This window comes from Gorillibacterium sp. CAU 1737 (genome assembly GCF_039888655.1).
Lineage (GTDB): Bacteria > Bacillota > Bacilli > Paenibacillales > NBRC-103111 > Gorillibacterium.
Genome location: NZ_JBDQQO010000012.1, coordinates 13,434 through 28,080 on the forward strand (window position 1 = coordinate 13,434; position 14,647 = coordinate 28,080).

The 14,647-nt window shown below is 51.3% G+C and carries 22 protein-coding genes; 1 reads left to right on the plus strand and 21 read right to left on the minus strand.

Annotated features, from left to right (window positions below; genetic code table 11):
• Positions 1-7: 7 nt before the first annotated feature.
• The 21 genes from AAFN83_RS19545 to AAFN83_RS19645 form a co-directional block, all read right to left on the minus strand.
• Positions 8-1,408: a hypothetical protein gene (locus tag AAFN83_RS19545; RefSeq protein WP_347772498.1), complete on the minus strand. Its 1,401-nt coding sequence runs from the start codon at positions 1,406-1,408 to the stop codon at positions 8-10.
• A complete protein-coding gene (locus AAFN83_RS19550) occupies positions 1,374-2,033 on the minus strand; it encodes a phage adaptor protein (RefSeq protein WP_347772500.1) in 660 nt (219 codons plus the stop codon). Before AAFN83_RS19550 ends, AAFN83_RS19545 begins: the two co-directional genes overlap by 35 nt.
• Positions 2,030-3,802, minus strand: coding sequence for an SGNH/GDSL hydrolase family protein (locus AAFN83_RS19555; protein WP_347772502.1), 1,773 nt, complete (start codon positions 3,800-3,802; stop codon positions 2,030-2,032). The genes AAFN83_RS19550 and AAFN83_RS19555 overlap by 4 nt, the downstream gene beginning before the upstream one ends.
• An 11-nt stretch (positions 3,803-3,813) precedes the next feature.
• Positions 3,814-4,071, minus strand: coding sequence for a spike base protein, RCAP_Rcc01079 family (locus AAFN83_RS19560; protein ID WP_347772504.1), 258 nt, complete (start codon positions 4,069-4,071; stop codon positions 3,814-3,816).
• Between the two features lie 49 nt (positions 4,072-4,120).
• Positions 4,121-4,285: a hypothetical protein gene (locus tag AAFN83_RS19565; protein WP_347772506.1), complete on the minus strand. Its 165-nt coding sequence runs from the start codon at positions 4,283-4,285 to the stop codon at positions 4,121-4,123.
• Between the two features lie 27 nt (positions 4,286-4,312).
• On the minus strand, positions 4,313-4,531 hold the full coding sequence (locus tag AAFN83_RS19570) for a hypothetical protein (RefSeq protein ID WP_347772508.1): 219 nt from the start codon (positions 4,529-4,531) through the stop codon (positions 4,313-4,315).
• A 44-nt stretch (positions 4,532-4,575) separates the two neighbouring features.
• Complete coding sequence (locus AAFN83_RS19575; RefSeq protein ID WP_347772510.1) at positions 4,576-5,460, minus strand: Mu-like prophage major head subunit gpT family protein; 885 nt, start codon at positions 5,458-5,460, stop codon at positions 4,576-4,578.
• Between the two features lie 12 nt (positions 5,461-5,472).
• On the minus strand, positions 5,473-5,913 hold the full coding sequence (locus AAFN83_RS19580; protein ID WP_347772512.1) for a hypothetical protein: 441 nt from the start codon (positions 5,911-5,913) through the stop codon (positions 5,473-5,475).
• A gap of 11 nt (positions 5,914-5,924) precedes the next feature.
• On the minus strand, positions 5,925-6,791 hold the full coding sequence (locus AAFN83_RS19585; RefSeq protein ID WP_347772514.1) for a hypothetical protein: 867 nt from the start codon (positions 6,789-6,791) through the stop codon (positions 5,925-5,927).
• Positions 6,792-6,912: 121 nt separating this feature from the next.
• On the minus strand, positions 6,913-7,080 hold the full coding sequence (locus AAFN83_RS19590) for a hypothetical protein (protein ID WP_347772516.1): 168 nt from the start codon (positions 7,078-7,080) through the stop codon (positions 6,913-6,915).
• 2 nt (positions 7,081-7,082) lie between these two features.
• Complete coding sequence (locus tag AAFN83_RS19595) at positions 7,083-7,319, minus strand: hypothetical protein (protein WP_347772518.1); 237 nt, start codon at positions 7,317-7,319, stop codon at positions 7,083-7,085.
• On the minus strand, positions 7,316-7,597 hold the full coding sequence (locus tag AAFN83_RS19600) for a hypothetical protein (RefSeq protein WP_347772520.1): 282 nt from the start codon (positions 7,595-7,597) through the stop codon (positions 7,316-7,318). The genes AAFN83_RS19595 and AAFN83_RS19600 overlap by 4 nt, the downstream gene beginning before the upstream one ends.
• Positions 7,578-9,371, minus strand: coding sequence for a portal protein (locus tag AAFN83_RS19605; RefSeq protein WP_347772522.1), 1,794 nt, complete (start codon positions 9,369-9,371; stop codon positions 7,578-7,580). Before AAFN83_RS19605 ends, AAFN83_RS19600 begins: the two co-directional genes overlap by 20 nt.
• A 3-nt stretch (positions 9,372-9,374) precedes the next feature.
• Positions 9,375-9,635 (minus strand): hypothetical protein, encoded by a 261-nt coding sequence (locus AAFN83_RS19610; RefSeq protein WP_347772524.1) that lies wholly within the window; start codon positions 9,633-9,635, stop codon positions 9,375-9,377.
• Complete coding sequence (locus tag AAFN83_RS19615; protein WP_347772526.1) at positions 9,632-9,877, minus strand: hypothetical protein; 246 nt, start codon at positions 9,875-9,877, stop codon at positions 9,632-9,634. The genes AAFN83_RS19610 and AAFN83_RS19615 overlap by 4 nt, the downstream gene beginning before the upstream one ends.
• Positions 9,849-11,558: a terminase large subunit gene (locus tag AAFN83_RS19620; RefSeq protein WP_347772528.1), complete on the minus strand. Its 1,710-nt coding sequence runs from the start codon at positions 11,556-11,558 to the stop codon at positions 9,849-9,851. The genes AAFN83_RS19615 and AAFN83_RS19620 overlap by 29 nt, the downstream gene beginning before the upstream one ends.
• Positions 11,555-12,283, minus strand: coding sequence for a terminase small subunit (locus AAFN83_RS19625; RefSeq protein ID WP_347772529.1), 729 nt, complete (start codon positions 12,281-12,283; stop codon positions 11,555-11,557). The genes AAFN83_RS19620 and AAFN83_RS19625 overlap by 4 nt, the downstream gene beginning before the upstream one ends.
• Positions 12,284-12,305: 22 nt before the next feature.
• Entirely contained in the window at positions 12,306-12,506 is a 201-nt protein-coding gene (locus tag AAFN83_RS19630; protein ID WP_347772531.1) for a hypothetical protein, read from the minus strand.
• A 71-nt stretch (positions 12,507-12,577) separates the two neighbouring features.
• Positions 12,578-12,928 carry a hypothetical protein gene (locus AAFN83_RS19635; protein ID WP_347772533.1) on the minus strand — a complete coding sequence of 117 codons (351 nt, stop codon included), beginning with the start codon at positions 12,926-12,928 and terminating at the stop codon, positions 12,578-12,580.
• Positions 12,929-12,940: 12 nt separating this feature from the next.
• The gene (locus tag AAFN83_RS19640; protein WP_347772535.1) at positions 12,941-13,123 is read right to left on the minus strand and encodes a hypothetical protein; all 183 of its coding nucleotides are present in this window, start codon (positions 13,121-13,123) and stop codon (positions 12,941-12,943) included.
• The gene (locus AAFN83_RS19645; RefSeq protein WP_347772537.1) at positions 13,123-13,248 is read right to left on the minus strand and encodes a hypothetical protein; all 126 of its coding nucleotides are present in this window, start codon (positions 13,246-13,248) and stop codon (positions 13,123-13,125) included. Before AAFN83_RS19645 ends, AAFN83_RS19640 begins: the two co-directional genes overlap by 1 nt.
• Before the next feature lie 564 nt (positions 13,249-13,812).
• Here AAFN83_RS19645 and AAFN83_RS19650 point away from each other — a divergent pair.
• A complete protein-coding gene (locus AAFN83_RS19650; protein WP_347772539.1) occupies positions 13,813-14,214 on the plus strand; it encodes a hypothetical protein in 402 nt (133 codons plus the stop codon).
• Positions 14,215-14,647 lie beyond the last annotated feature (433 nt).

Sequence of the window (14,647 nt, forward strand, 5' to 3'; positions counted from 1 at the left end):
TAACCTCCTAGATTTGTACAGGATGGATAAGGAACATGCGTTGGGCTTCGTGCAGAGTCATTTCCCCACTGCCGCTGAAGCGAAACCGGAGCCAGTTGGAGATAGGCACGGTATCCAGAGGAATGATCTCGTTGACGTTCTGCGCGTACCCTGTTGCTGTGATGGGGTCACCGATGGTGATATAGCTCTGCCCCTGGTCGATGGAAACCTGAATGGTTAGTGATGCGCCCGGGGCCGCGGTGTACTGGAGGTGGAGAGCATAATATTCTTTCTCTGCCTCTCGGATGCCCTCGTCAAAGTCCTTGGTTGTGTACATCCATGTTACCGGTGAACCGTTATCCGACTGGCCCTGTAGCATTTTGAACGTCTGCCCGGTGGCGTCTCCGGCGTACCAGTTGTTCCGGAAGAACGCCGAGTACCGGAGGTTGTCGCTCGTCTTGTTCACGCGCCAGATTCCGAAACGCGGGTCGAACATACAAAGCGTGTCTGGCTGCGTATTCGCCCCTGTGACGAGTCCTAGGAAGTATCGAGTGCCATCGGTAGCACCGAAGCATCTGGACGTGTACGCCGGGTTTATGGCGTTGATGAATTTGCGGATGTTGTTGCCGATCGATTGCGGCCGGCCACCGGAGAACATATAGACATCGTTCTGGCCGAGGAAGAAGAGGAAGTTACCGCCCGGTGCCGATACTTCTTGGATCGTCTTGGCCGATACGCAGCCGATGGAGTTGGAAATATTCACGAGCCTGTGCTTCTGTGCCGTCTGCCCGGTGCCGACGATTTCAGCGATGGCATTGGCTTTAAACGCGATGATAGAGTCGCCATATGGCTTTAGGCCTGTAACCGGTCCGCCGTCATCCGTATAAAACTCGAACATCCCGGCGCTGGACGTGTCTGTCCAGTTGGTCTCGTCCAGGTACTTGCTGAATTTGATCGTGTCGTTTTGAGCGATGAAAACCCGGATGGAGTTATTTGAGATGTACTTTCCTTTGGGAGCGTCCGTCAGCGCCGTCAGCGCTGATCCGTTCCAGCTTTGCACCACGTCCGTGCCGTTGGTGAGGATCAACTTGCTGTTGAAGTTAGTGGCGTCCCAGTCGGTGTCCGTCCATGTCCCCGAAATGTCCGTCCATGTCCCGGCGTTGTCATATTGGAGCTTCGTTCCCACGCTTCGTACAAGGTGCGTCTGAGCGTAATTTGTCAGGAAGTTGGTATTTGCTCCTCCCGTTGCTCCGTACGGAGTACGGCCTTTCCTGGAATGCAAAGAGGGGTAGGAATCGGTATCCCACCCCTGTTCATCTACACTTTGGGCATCATCGATCGATATTTCCGGGGCCTCGTTGTTGATTCCCCCGGCGAATACGATCTGCTTGCGGCTACCACGAGTAGAAATAGGTTTGAGTTGTGCCACGCCGCGGCCTCCTCGGTAACGTGCTGACCGGGGTCACAAACTCCGGTTCGCTCATTTTCATCTGCCATTCGAAGTCGGCAATCTTGGATTCTCTCTCCAGGTCGTAGTTGTTGGACATTTCGATATCCTTACGAGCTAGAGCGATACGTTTCAGCGTGCCGAGTTTCAGTACCTCTTCCCATTTCTTCGGGATACCGGAGTCATCTGTGACCGCTAGGATGTCCTCTGACGACTCGTCGCAGTAGATGTAAATATACCGATCGTCCTTCGCTCCTCCGGGAATGTTGATGTACATTCCATCGTTGATGATGGTGTACCAGAGCGTGCCTACATAGGCATCCACGTTGTCATCATTGCGTTTGAATGGGACCTCTTGGAATCTCGCCTGCGGCTGATCGTTCACCTGTAGCGTGACGACCTTGATTTTCTCAATCTCGTCGATCTCCGGCAGAGGGTAAAAGGAAACGCCCTCCAGAGTTTGAAGGGCGTACGGTGAAGAATCTTTCTGCAGGATCTCATATAGCTCTCGCTTCTCCTCGTTCATCCAGACGAGGACTTGCGCGTCAGTGAAGGTGTGGCGATAGCGGAGCTTGATGTCCGCTAGAAGCGTTTGTACTATGCTCATGTGAGCATCCCCACTTCCTTCGCTTTGACCAGGTTAGCCATCGAAGCCATCCGATCAACGTAAGCCATGAAAGGAGGCTCGTAGACCATAGCATAGGCCGGCCCGGTCAAGTGATTGATACCGTTGCCCCCACCCTGATTTGACGGGTATGTCTCCCCGAACATCTCCGCTTCTGTTAGAAGTCCAGTACCGTTACCGTATTGCAAGAGATATACCCCCTGCAAAGTAGATACTGTTGTATAGATACCATTAAAACTAGATCGGACGCCAAAGTATCCATCGTGCAAGACCGCGTATTCGTAGATATCGATCATCTGTGTGCCATTGATCGATAGTGTCTGCCTCAGACCTCGTGTCACGATTTTGACGGACAGCGTTGTTTCAACGAGTAGAGCGGTTGAATAGGTTGCTTGTCCCTTGAGCGATACCGATCCGTCCGCAGTCAGGTAGTAAAGCTGGATTACGCAGTTTCCGGCCGAGTTGCTCATGAGCTGGATGAGATACCCTCCGCCCTCTGCTGTGTAACGGTAAACCGTCTGAGATACAACGTTATCCGTACTATTTGGTGGTGAGAATTTGACGTTGTAGGTCAGATCAGCGTTGTAGCTTTTACGTGTGTTGCGAACGATAAACCCGGATCCGCCAACGATTTGTTTTACTGTACCTCCGGTCAAATTGAAAGCGCTGGTGTCGCCTTGCAAGCTAGCTGACGGGATTCCTTCCAGGTAGCCATACGTGCCGTCTGGGTCCGTCCCATCTCGGAGAATCATGAACATGCGATTCGCGTCAGCGATGTTGATGTTGTAGAACCGAGCGAATTCCCGATTAGCTCGCGCAACGTATACCGTTCCTTCTTGCGATTGCGGATAATCAAACTCTGGTCGAGCAGTCGGCATGATCGTCGGCACCATGATTAGATCGGGGACTTTTGTAAAACCATCAAAGTAGACCTTTGACACGGACAACGCTTGGTAAAAATCGCGATAAGCATAGACGTTCGTTCCAACTGAGTTCATGCCGAAAGCAAATATCACCAAATCCGGCGCGTAGTCCTTTACGTGCTGTCGCCAGCTTTTGCCGACAGTCGCCCAAGGCCTCCAGAAGCTGGTGCTCGTCTCTGGGTTTGTGGCTACGTACGCTTCATTGTTAAAGTTAACAATCGCACGGCCCGCTACAGAAAAGTTTTGAGACTGGACGGTAACCCCGGTTAGGGCCTTCGTGAGCTTTGCAATGAAGCGGTTAGCGTAGACGTCATCGCTTGTCCACAAACCGAGGCCTTCTGTGATCGAGTCACCTACGAATGCGATCTTGATCGTTTTTGCCTTTATTGCGGCCATCGTTGCTGTCATCCTGCCAATGTTGGCATTGGATGCGGAATCGATTAGCGCTCGGTCATAAATAGCGGCCATATCTGCGTGCCTTTTAGCATCCGCGACAACTTCCTCACCAAGCTCATTCAGCGTAGCAATTAACGATCCGAACGGGTAGATAATACCCGTATATCCACCAATAAAACTCGCGTTATCACCCACAAATGTTATGCCGGAATCATTTGATAGGGAGGTAACTCGATATTGGCCCGGTGGCATGATGATCGTTTTTACCCCATCATCGTTCGCCTTGTTGACGAGCGCTTGAAGGGCTGCTGTCATGTCATCAGTTCCCGGGTAAACGCCATACGCCGATGCATTATAGCCCATGCCTGCCCATGTCCGGGCATTGATTTGTGCGCTCATCAATGCGCTGGAAAGCCTCTCCGATACCTTCATATCTCCACCGCCTAATATACGGCTACTATGCCGGTTGCTGTTGTTCCTGTCGATAATACCCGTCTTACGCTGATCGGATGGAAGATGCCCGCAGCAACGGCCTTGAGCGTTACCGTATCGCCTCCTGATGTGATGACGGAAAGGTCTCCCGATACGCCAACACAGATGTACTTCGTACCATTAAGACCGGAAGGTATGCTGAGATCAAGGGTATCGCTTGGCGTGACTGTTGCAGCTCTGCTTCCACTTGCATCGGTGATTAGTGCCATGGTTATCGCTCCTTTTGGTTAAAGCAGTTGCGCATGCTGCTCTAACAGATTATTGGGCGTTGCGGATTTGCTTCGGTCTGCCAGGAGAACGCCGTTCTTCCTTCGTTTCTTGCTTGTCTGCCAGTCGATTCAGCAAGCGGTTCATTTCCTTCAATTGCTCCAACATCTCATTCCGCCACCTTTGGTCTGGTGTCACACCGTCATAGTGGTTCATCATTCCACCTCCAAGGGGCCGCAGCCCCTATTCTTCTCCAGCCTTGTTTTCCATCTGCCCGGCCACCTTGAGACCGGCAATCAGTTCATTGATCTTGCGGACGATAGCCGCGTTGTCGGCATCCTTTTTCAGGGGAGATACAGCAGCAATCTTCTTGCCGATTGGCGCCTCTTCTCCTCCGATGTAGATCTTCTTGACGTCGATCGCATTCACGCGGTAGGCGTATTTCAACTCCAAATCTTCCATTTCGCGCCTCCTAAAAGAAATAGGAGAGGCCGAAGCCCCTCCATTTACAGACCGGTGGAACCAACCATCATTCTCCAATCTCCGACCTCCGTGGAATCCCGGAAGTAACCGTTCCATACCCAGGAACCGTTGTCTTCCATCTCCGACTTGCGCTTGAATTCTACCGGAACGCGCCAGTAGTGGTTCAGTTTGTGGCGAGCACCTTGCAGGAACCATGCCGTAGACGAGGTGGTGAAGTCCAGGTCCACGATCTGGAGTGATGGCAACGGGTTAGTGTCGTTGTTGGCCGTACCGCTGGTCAACGCACTGTTGATGATCGTGGCAGCAGTGAATTGAAGAGCTTGGTTGATGATCAGTTTCTTAGCCCGAGCGTTAATCTTCTTTCCAGCTTCGTCGCGTTGCTTCCGGAATAGGATAAGTCCGGCTTTTAGGTTCGCGTCCGTCAGGGAGCCGGTGGCGAGGTTGGATTGAGTTCCGCCACCATCGCCACGGTTCGGGTGGGATGCAGAGAACAGAGGAACGCCATCATACTGGTTGACCGTGAAGGAGTTATCCAACAGCCCAGCGCAATGGGTTTCAACTTCTTCGCGAGCACCATGACCGGCATCACGGGTCATGTTCTCGACTTCGTTGTATTTCGAGTCATCCACCTGTTCGCGGCTCATGACGATCTGCACAGCATACGGCGTATGCAGCGTTTGGATCAGGTCGCCCAGTTTGAAGCGTTGTTCCTTCGGGTTATCGAGCTCTTCTTTCTTCTCCCAACGTCCGGTACCAGCGAAGCGTTGCGTGATTTCGGCGTAGTCGGACGAAGACTTGTCGTTAAGGTACTGAGACCATTGCTCCGTTTCTTCGTCGTAAGCTTCAAAGAATGCACGGTCAATCTTCTTGAGGTAGAGGTTCTGAAATTGCTGTGTGTTCATCGGCATATATTTGTCCTCCTACTTGAGATACTGATTCGCGGCCAGAATGACCACGTCAGCGGTTTTGTTGGTGTTGTTGTAATCGATGACCTGGAGCATGCCTCCGGTGGTGTCGTCGAGGTTTAGCGTGCGCTTGGTGCCGAGGTCGAATGCCGTGCCGTATTTGTCCGCTACAGCCAGCGTTGTTTTGGTAGTTCCGGTGTAGTCAATGCGGATTACCGCGTCTTTTACCAGCGTTACCGGGATCCGGTCCACTCCGGCTACTGGGCTTGCTCCGGTGGTGATAGAAGCAGCAGCGATACCGACAATTGCGGTTGCGGCAGCTGCGGCTACTACGATGACGCCGGACGATGCGACAACCAAGTCACCTTCATTGATTGTTTGGGAAGCTCCAACGTCAAACCATGCCGTGCGAGGCTCGTTGTCCGCCTTGAAGATAGAGTTCAGGTACCTTGCCATGAGATAGCCTCCTATTTTTTCTTTTTCCGGTACTCTTGGATATTTCCAGCTTCGAATTTGAGAAGTTCCCGCGCTTCCTGCTCGCTCAGCCCCATTCTTTGAGCTTGCTGCAGGATGTCCGGGTCCAGCGCCTTCACTGTGTTGGCAGGAGCAGCGCTGTCTTTGACCACCGTGCGCCCCTTGCCACGATCGTGAAGCATACGTTGCTCCGTCTCGCGCTTGATTTGGTTGATACGCGCCTCGCCACCCAATGCGAGAAATGCCTCAGACACGCTCAGAGCGCCGTTAGAGCGAGCGACTTTATCGATGATCTCTTTCTCGAGACCGTCGATGCCGGTAAACTCCGGACGCTTGGCGAGTTTGTTGATTTCGACCTGTATGCGAAGCTCCGTGATCTCCCTTTGTGTCTGTTGCTGCTGCTGCTCCAACTTGATCCGTTGCGTCTCTTGACCCATGAACGCATGATACTCTTGATCAGTCCACCCATACTGCTCAGCCATTTGGTCGGCCTGCGTACGGACTTGGCTCATGAGCTGGTTCTGGCGGATGTTCTCAAGAATCTTCGCCGGGTCTCCCCCAAGCGTCTGCACAACCTCTTCATAGGGGTTGTACTCCGCTTTGATTTCCGCGCGAATCTTCTCCTCAAGCTTCCTCTTTTCGGCGTCCAATCGCTTTACGAAGGCCGTCTGTTCCTTCGGAGATAGTTCCGGTTCATCCGACTCTTCGTCGGCTTCTGCGGTCTCCTCAGGAGCTTCAACGTCTTCCGTTTCAGCGTCTTCGACAACCGGTTCTTCTTCTTGAACTGCGGCATCCAGTTCTGCTGCGGGTTCTTCCGCAAATTCGCCCGTGTTATTACGAAAATCATCCAACTGTGACATATGAATCCTCCTTTTTGCTGGACGGCATCAACCAGCTATCGCCCGATCCCGGTCTATTCCCGGTAGGTCAGCCCCGAATGTGGGCATAGAAAAGGGCATCAGCGTCTCAGCCAATGCCCGGTTACTTGTCGCCTTTACCCGGTTTCCCAGTCTGCTTGTACGTCTGCCGCATGCCTTTCATGCCTGCGCTGTCGTCATACGACTTGCCGCCGCTTTTCTTGCCTCCAGGACCTTCGATGGTCGGCTTCGGCATCGAACATTCCTTCTCACCTTTGCTTCCGGTTGCCATGGTCACCTCTCCTTTGGAATAAATTCATCATTCAGAGCCAGTTGGTGGAGCGATTCTTTAGCCATTTCTAAGCTTCCGAGTGCTCCTCGATATGTGAATGTGTCGTACGCCATCATCTGTGTGCCGTCCTTCAATTCGAAAACGGCAATGAACTCATCGATCTCGTGGAAATTCTCTTCGATCCAGTTGATGAGTCCCGATTTGGACTCTGGATAGATGCGCTTAACCTCTGCGGTCATCGGTAATGGCCTCCCCGGATGTGCTGCCGGATCTTGTGAGCAGAAGCGCCCATATATCCGCAATGAGAGCAGGCCACGCCGTCCTTGTGGTAGAATGCTCCGCGCTCGCATTTGGGGCATACTGGCTGTTTCATGATCCGTTGTGCCGCATTCTCCCCATGCATGGCTTGGGACCGGACGAAATCCTTGAACATCGGGTCACCGGACAGCAGATGAAGGAAGTAACGCTCTTCCTGTGGTGTCATTTCGCGCGATGCATTAGCCCTGAGCAAAGACATTTGGTGCACCTCCCATCGGAATAACGTTGTCAGGCATCGGAGCACCTGGCATCATACCAGGCACTGGTTGTTGAGGCGGCATAACGTCTTCGTCATTGCCGAGGGGGAGGCCGACGTCGTTCTTGATGTAGTCACGAAGTTCCTGCCATCCGACAAGCGGTATGCCCTGTACCTGTTTGCCAGCCATATCAACCAACATTTGAAGGGTAAACGCCTTGTCATTCGGGAATCCGTCACCGATCGATAGCGAGAAGTCGAACATACCGTCTCGCGTGATTTGGTTACCTTGATCATCAAGGAGTGGTACGGTGTCATCCTGTCCTTCGCCTGCAGCCATATTTGGGATCATGATAGGAACGTTGGTCAGCGCCCGAGGGTCCATGAAGTCCCAATCCGGCTCTGTACCTTCGATGCGCACCCACATTTCAGCATCCCAGTTTTCGATCATCTCATCGTAGAGAAGAGACAATACCTCGCTGTACCCGTCCTTGAACATCCGCGCCTTGTGCGCCACGCCCTTCTGCCCGGCCTTCTGCAGTGCCATAATCGCCGAAGCCGCTGTAATCCCCTTGCCCGGCCCCTCACCTCGGTTAACGTCTGGCCTTCCTGCGATCTTGTCAGCCTCTTCAAAGGCTTTCTCGCGGCGCGCTGGCACGTCAGAGCTTACGTTTCGTGCTTCCACCACTCGGAATGCGTTCTGATCTCGCATCGGCACCCGGAGTCCCGGAGTAGATGTCCATTTGCGGAAGTCGAATCCCTTCCCGGCTCCCATGCCTACGACAATCTGCGGGTTACCCATCAGGCGAGCATTGATGCGGATCTGATCATCCAACTCATTGATAAGGTCCTGTGTAGGAATCAGGAGTTCTACGTCTCCTTGGCCCCAAATCATGCCCCTATTCCTGTAGCACGGGATAACGACGAACGGGAATTTGTCCTTACGCTGCACCTTCTTCTTGCTTTCCCGGCTATCCTCCAGCACAAGATAGTTAGCCACCGTCACGCAATATAATGATCCGTCATCGTCACGCAGATAGCACTCGATGCATAGGGCCCGTTCCGAGGTCGAAGCCTGAACCACATCAACGTTCTGTCCGTCAAAGATGTTGGGATCGTATGGTACGGTAACCTCGCGCTTTACGTACTTCCCAAGCTTGAATTGCTTACGGAACCACGAGAGTGGCCGGGGAACAGCGTGAATGAGGAACTCACTCTCCTGCAGCAGATGGGACGATGATACCTTGGGATCGTTGAAGAAGTTGGCCGGGCTAATCGGCTCAAGTGTCGGAAGCCCCTTGCCATCCAAGGCGCCAGCGTCGAAAAACGTCTTGTAGATGCACGTTCCAAGCTCCAGCCGATCATGTTCCGCAATGTCCAGTTTGGTTACGAACTTATTTCGATCCAGGATGAACCCCATCATGTGTTGCACCTGTTCCGAGTACATATCGTCGCTGAATTCCTCAGGTTTTGCTACGACGTTGTAAGGCTTGTCTACTAGGTCAGCTATTTGGCTCTCAATGATTGGATGGATGATGTTAGTACAGCTATTGGGATCGTCAGCATCCTGCGGAATACCCTGTCGCCCGTGCTTGTAGTCGTCACAGGTACGCCAGATTTCGGGAAGGTTAAGCGCCTGTTTGGACGTATAAGAAGCCCTGAATAGCTCCTGAACGCGCTGAGCAAGCTTTTCCTTGGCCTCCGTCTGCTCCGGAATGTCATTCTCCTGGTGACGATGGTCCATGATGTCGATTGGCTTCTCCTTTGTCTCTGCCACCGGTTACCCCCTCCTTCCGTCGAACATTTCCCACCCTGATTTAGCAGGCTCAGGAGCTTTCTCCCGGCTCTCCACCTTGGCTTGATGCTCCAGTTGGTCGATATAGTTAACAGCCTCTGCAAGCTGCTTCTGCACGGTATCGTGTTGTTCACGAACCTGTTCAGCATCTCGCTTCGTGTATCCAACTTGCCTCCCGTAAACAAAAGAAGTCGCTGCTATAGCGACTCCCAGGGTTAGACATATGATTGTGATTAGTGCGGTCATTGGTCTTCTACCTCTTTCAGGAATGTTTCAAGTATTTTCATTCCTCCTGGTGTATCCGTTACTAGAGTAGCGACAAACTCACGCATCATCAGGAACAAAGGTGTTAGTGTTTCTGCCACCCTCTCGCATTCTGACATGCCGATCCTCTCCGGGAAGCCGCCATCATCGAGAATCTTTACAATGTTCATGTGTATAAGGAGCGCCGTGTTATCTTCACCAGTTTTTGAACCATCCATCGTCATCATCTCGCTTTCTAGCGTCTTCTACTTCGCTTCTGTGACGGGTTCCTACCCAAAAACTTGCTTGATCAATCGGAGCGCCCGGGATTGTTATATCGCCTACTTGGCCGACGTATTGATCCATAACAAACAGGATGATTGCCGACGCCATTACGATATCGTCATACGATCCTGTCTGAGCATTCGTTTTGCCATCGTCCCCTATGACATACGTCATGCACTCCTGCACCATACGCTTACTCCAGATGCCGATTCTCCTCTCGCGGATTAGCTTGGCTAGGTTATCGACAGCTAGTTTCTTGCTTTGTTCTGTGGTGTACCATCCAATCTGCTCGCGTTGCTCATTGATCGCCTTGTCGTAGGATGTTCGCTTGTACAGGTTGGGGTAATCATCCTTTACCGTATTGATAACGGTAAGTCCGTGATTGTTCTCCTCTATTGCCAAAAGACCCTCTGCATACCAATCGCCCAATAGCATCAACTGCCTGCCGAATAGGTCAGGGTCAATATGACCATGCCAGAGAGCCACTAGGTTCTTATCTGCATCATAGACAGGAGCAGCCGAGTAGTCTCCTGTAGCCAACCCTTTGGCTACGTCTCCACCGATGAAATATTCTTTTCCTCGATTTGGGCTTTGCCATACCTCCACATATCCTTTCTGGTCAGGAACGAATAGAATCTGATTCCCCACTCGCTCCAAGTACCCTCGCTCACCGTCATAGCATCTTGCTAAGTAATCCGTGAGAACCGGGATATCGAAGCGTGGGCGTCCTGATGTCAAGAACGCCTCTATATCATTGCTAGGGTATTCTTGCTTGAATAACTCTGGATCTCCTCCGCAGTTGTTCTTGATACACCAGCGCCTCCAGACAAGCTTTCTGTCGGTTATATCCTTGTATTGTCGCTTCATTCGCTCTTCTTCTTCTGTGATCGTGAAGTCTGCAGGCACGTCCATTTCATACTGTGGATCTTCAAACCACGCAAAAAAGAGCGCTACGAAGTCGGATTCACCGTTCTTCGCTCGCTCCCATTGTTCGTGGAAATAGTCGCCCACACCGTTAGCAGTGCTTTCCAGTATGACCATCGTATTCGGCGTGTTCGGCACCGCCTGCATCAGCGACAGCATGGTCTTTGAAGCGTCAGACCAGAACGCCACCTCCGATGCGTGAAGGTTGTGTATGGTCGCTGATCGCCCGGCATCCGTGTTATTTGCCATGCTAATCTTGATCCTGCTTCTGAGACCTGGGTTCTGCTGCTTCTCATTACTGTCCAGTGTCGGGTTTTCGAATACGATTTCCTTGCTGTTGGAATTCTTACGCATTGGCTTGATTTCCGGAGGCAATTCGTCGTAATATACCTTGCTCATGTTGAATAGGTTGGTGCTGGCCGCCTCTTCATGTGCCACGATCAGACTGTTCGTCAGTTTGTTCATGCTCGTGGAGTGGAAGATTCGCCCCTCTGTGTATGTGGAAGCCCCACCCTGCCGGTACTTGAGGATGATGATGCGCACTGGTTTACCTTCTGCCCTCAATCGCTCAATAGTGGAGTCGATTTTCTTCTGCATCGTATTGAGGCCAAAATCAACTAGCCTACCATCCTTACTCCGTATCTTGAGCATGCGTGGAGCATAGTAAGCAAACTCATTCTTCAATCGACGAAGGTTTTCGAGCGCTATTGAGTTCATTTGATTGCCTCAAGCATCTTTTCGATGTTCAACGATCCGCTTACTTCCAGTTTATCGTTGAACATTCCAAGATGACGAGCCACATTCTCAAGCGCTTTTCCTTGGTCTTGTAGCTTTATCTCGATCCCAGCTTGAGTCTGCTTAATGCCAGCATACAGAAGTCGTGATTTCTTACTTATCTTTCGAGTGTCAGCAAGATACAAGTCCAGCCTTCCCTCGCCATGGCACTTGGGGCATTCGGGATGAGGTTCGGTCATTCTGTCGTAACCAAATCCACCTTCGTCTGTGGGTATTTCCTCCGTATCTTCTTGACTACCTTTCTTTTGACTTTCTGCCTCAGCTAATAGAATTGACCTTGAAACGGCATTAGCATACTCTACCTCATCTACCCACTGGTACTTGTGATCAATGCCATGGCAGTATCTGCAGCTCAACCTACGAAGATGCATGATGTCATTCGGATCTGCTGTAGCAATGTCCCACCATCGTTGGAGGACTTTGTCTGCCGTTATCTGCGTCCGTTTCGCCCGTTCTTCCATTTGTTTGTCAATTTCTGCCCGTACTCTAGGATTCTCTAGTAACTGATACGCGATTCTGTCCGGTTGCTTAGCAGTTGGGTATGCTTTACGCACGCATTCGGTTGCGTTCAGTTCTTCGTCACAAATGTAAGCATCGACAAACGCACGCTGCTGTTTTGTCAATGCCCTTACGCTTGTCTCTGCCATACCTCATTCACCCCCAAACATATTAGATCAATTCAACTACGTCTTCTTCGTTTACGTATTCCTCCACGTGGGCACTGCATGCATAAGAATCATCATATCCATATCCTCGCGGTCCAACGATTGCATACTCAGCATTACTGGAACAACCAATATGACAACACTTTTCCCCCTTGATTGCGCATTCTACTGGCCTTGCATTCAATATCTTTTCTGCTGCAGTCATTTTTTCACCTCCACGGCCTCCGGGCTACGCCCTAAGCTTATGCTGTCGATCGATGCCCTCCGGCCAATGAGTTACGCTGGTTCGTATGTCTCTTCGAAGATGTGCGGCTTGCATGGATACCGTTCGCCTTTCACACCTGTAATGATCCAGTCCCCCGGAGATACCGCCAACCAACCCTCCAACGTCTTAATCGCAGGTCGCCAAAAGTTGGTATCTGTGTCATTTTCTACCCACGCACGGTATGCTTCCCGGATATAATCCTGGTCACGCCAGTGATAGTCGGGATAGTCCATCCCCCGGTAGTCTCCCGGCCCCTCGAATTTTTCAACATACTCACTACTGCGTGAAATAAACCCATCCTCCATACCCAGTTGGAAAACGTCTGCATCAACCTCTACCGGCTTTTTACGGAACTTTGCCATTTTCTCATCCTCCTAAGGTATCTCCAACTCGAACACACTGGCATAGGCTCTATCAATCTCTGCGATCTCCTGCAGCTTATCTGCGTCTGACTTGCTCCCCCTCAGCGCTGCTCGTACGTATCCGATGTAGACGATCCTCGCCATGTACGGCCTGCCGCCTGCGCTGATCTGGCGAAACTCCTTCTCGTAATCCATCATCTCATCACCATGAGCACTGCCCAGTACGCTACGACAATGATCGGTAATGCCAGTGCGCTAGCTACCATCGCGAATTGCTCCTGAGGATCTTTGGGGTAAATTCTTTTCATCCATCTTCCCATGACTTTCCCTCCTAACAAAAAGAGAGGCCCGGTTTCCCAGTCCTCTCCTCCTTATGTAGGCCGTAGCCCTGCCTTGTCCTCTTTACGTCAAGCAGGCTCACTTGACCACTGGATAACCCGTACCAGATAGGGGTGGATACTCCTTTGCCTGCCTCTTTCCCCCGTATCCACCGGGGTAGCTGTGTCGCCTCATGGCACAACCTTTCCTCCCAGGTGCCAGCGATGCATCAGTACCGCCGTGTTACACCCTGCTCGGATCATTCCGCGCGTTGTGGTTTCCCTCTCTTGGCATATGTGATGCGCAATAAGCGCTTGTCACCTTACTGCCGGGCAGCGGTTCGGCGCTACCCGGATCAAGCAGCGAGAGAATGCGATACCGGTTACCTCGTCCTCTCAGTGTCCCGATGATATTAGTTTAGCATGTATAATACGCCATTTTTCCGCCACTTTTCCGCCAAATTAATTGATTCTAGTGAAAATATTCTAAATTTTAGCACTTTACCCCTTTACACTTTTCATATCATGTTGTATATTTAAGACATCAAGCAAAGGGAGCGGATGAAAATGGAAAAGTACGAAGCAATCGCGAAGGAAATCATTGCAAACAAGTATTGGCACGTAGGTGTGCGTAGCCTGTGCGTTGATGAAACCTACGCTGTCGGCGATGATTGCCGCGAATCCTACGAATGGGACTTCGAAAACGACTGCTCTACTTTCCATACGTCTGGTGAAACTGCTGACGGAACGTGCGTTACCCGTATCGACACTGAAGGATTCAATTTCTACTTTCCAGAAGAAGAGGATGCCGCTGCTCTCGCTGCCAATATTGCGAAGGCCGTCGAGTTGAACAGCGGATACATAAACGGCCCACAAGCTATTATTGCCGGATCATCTTCCCGTACTGACGGTCACTTTGACGACAATGAAGTGCGTCTGATCAATGCGCACGTCATCGGCCTACTGTAATGCCGAAGGCTGGGGACTTTAAAGTAGGACTTGTAGGCGAGCGGTACGGGATTCTTACAGTCGTAGGAGAGGCTGAGCAAGTGGGGAAGAACCGTCGACTCATTTGCCGTTGCGACTGTGGGACTGAAGTTAATATGCTTCTCAATAATCTGCGCTCAGGCAAGGTTACATCTTGTGGATGCGAGGGAAAAAGAAAATATACAAGAGTAAGCAACGCCAGAAAACTCGGTCCCCGCGGCCGACTACGCGAAGATCTTAGTGGTAAGCGGTTTGGATTTCTTACGGTGATAGAATTCTTCGGTGTGAAGAATCCGTCACAATACTTGTGGACGTGCAAATGTGATTGCGGATCAACTGTAGTAGTCAGATCAAGCAATCTGAAGAACGGAAATACGAAATCTTGCGGTCATAAAAAAATTAAACACTGCATTTT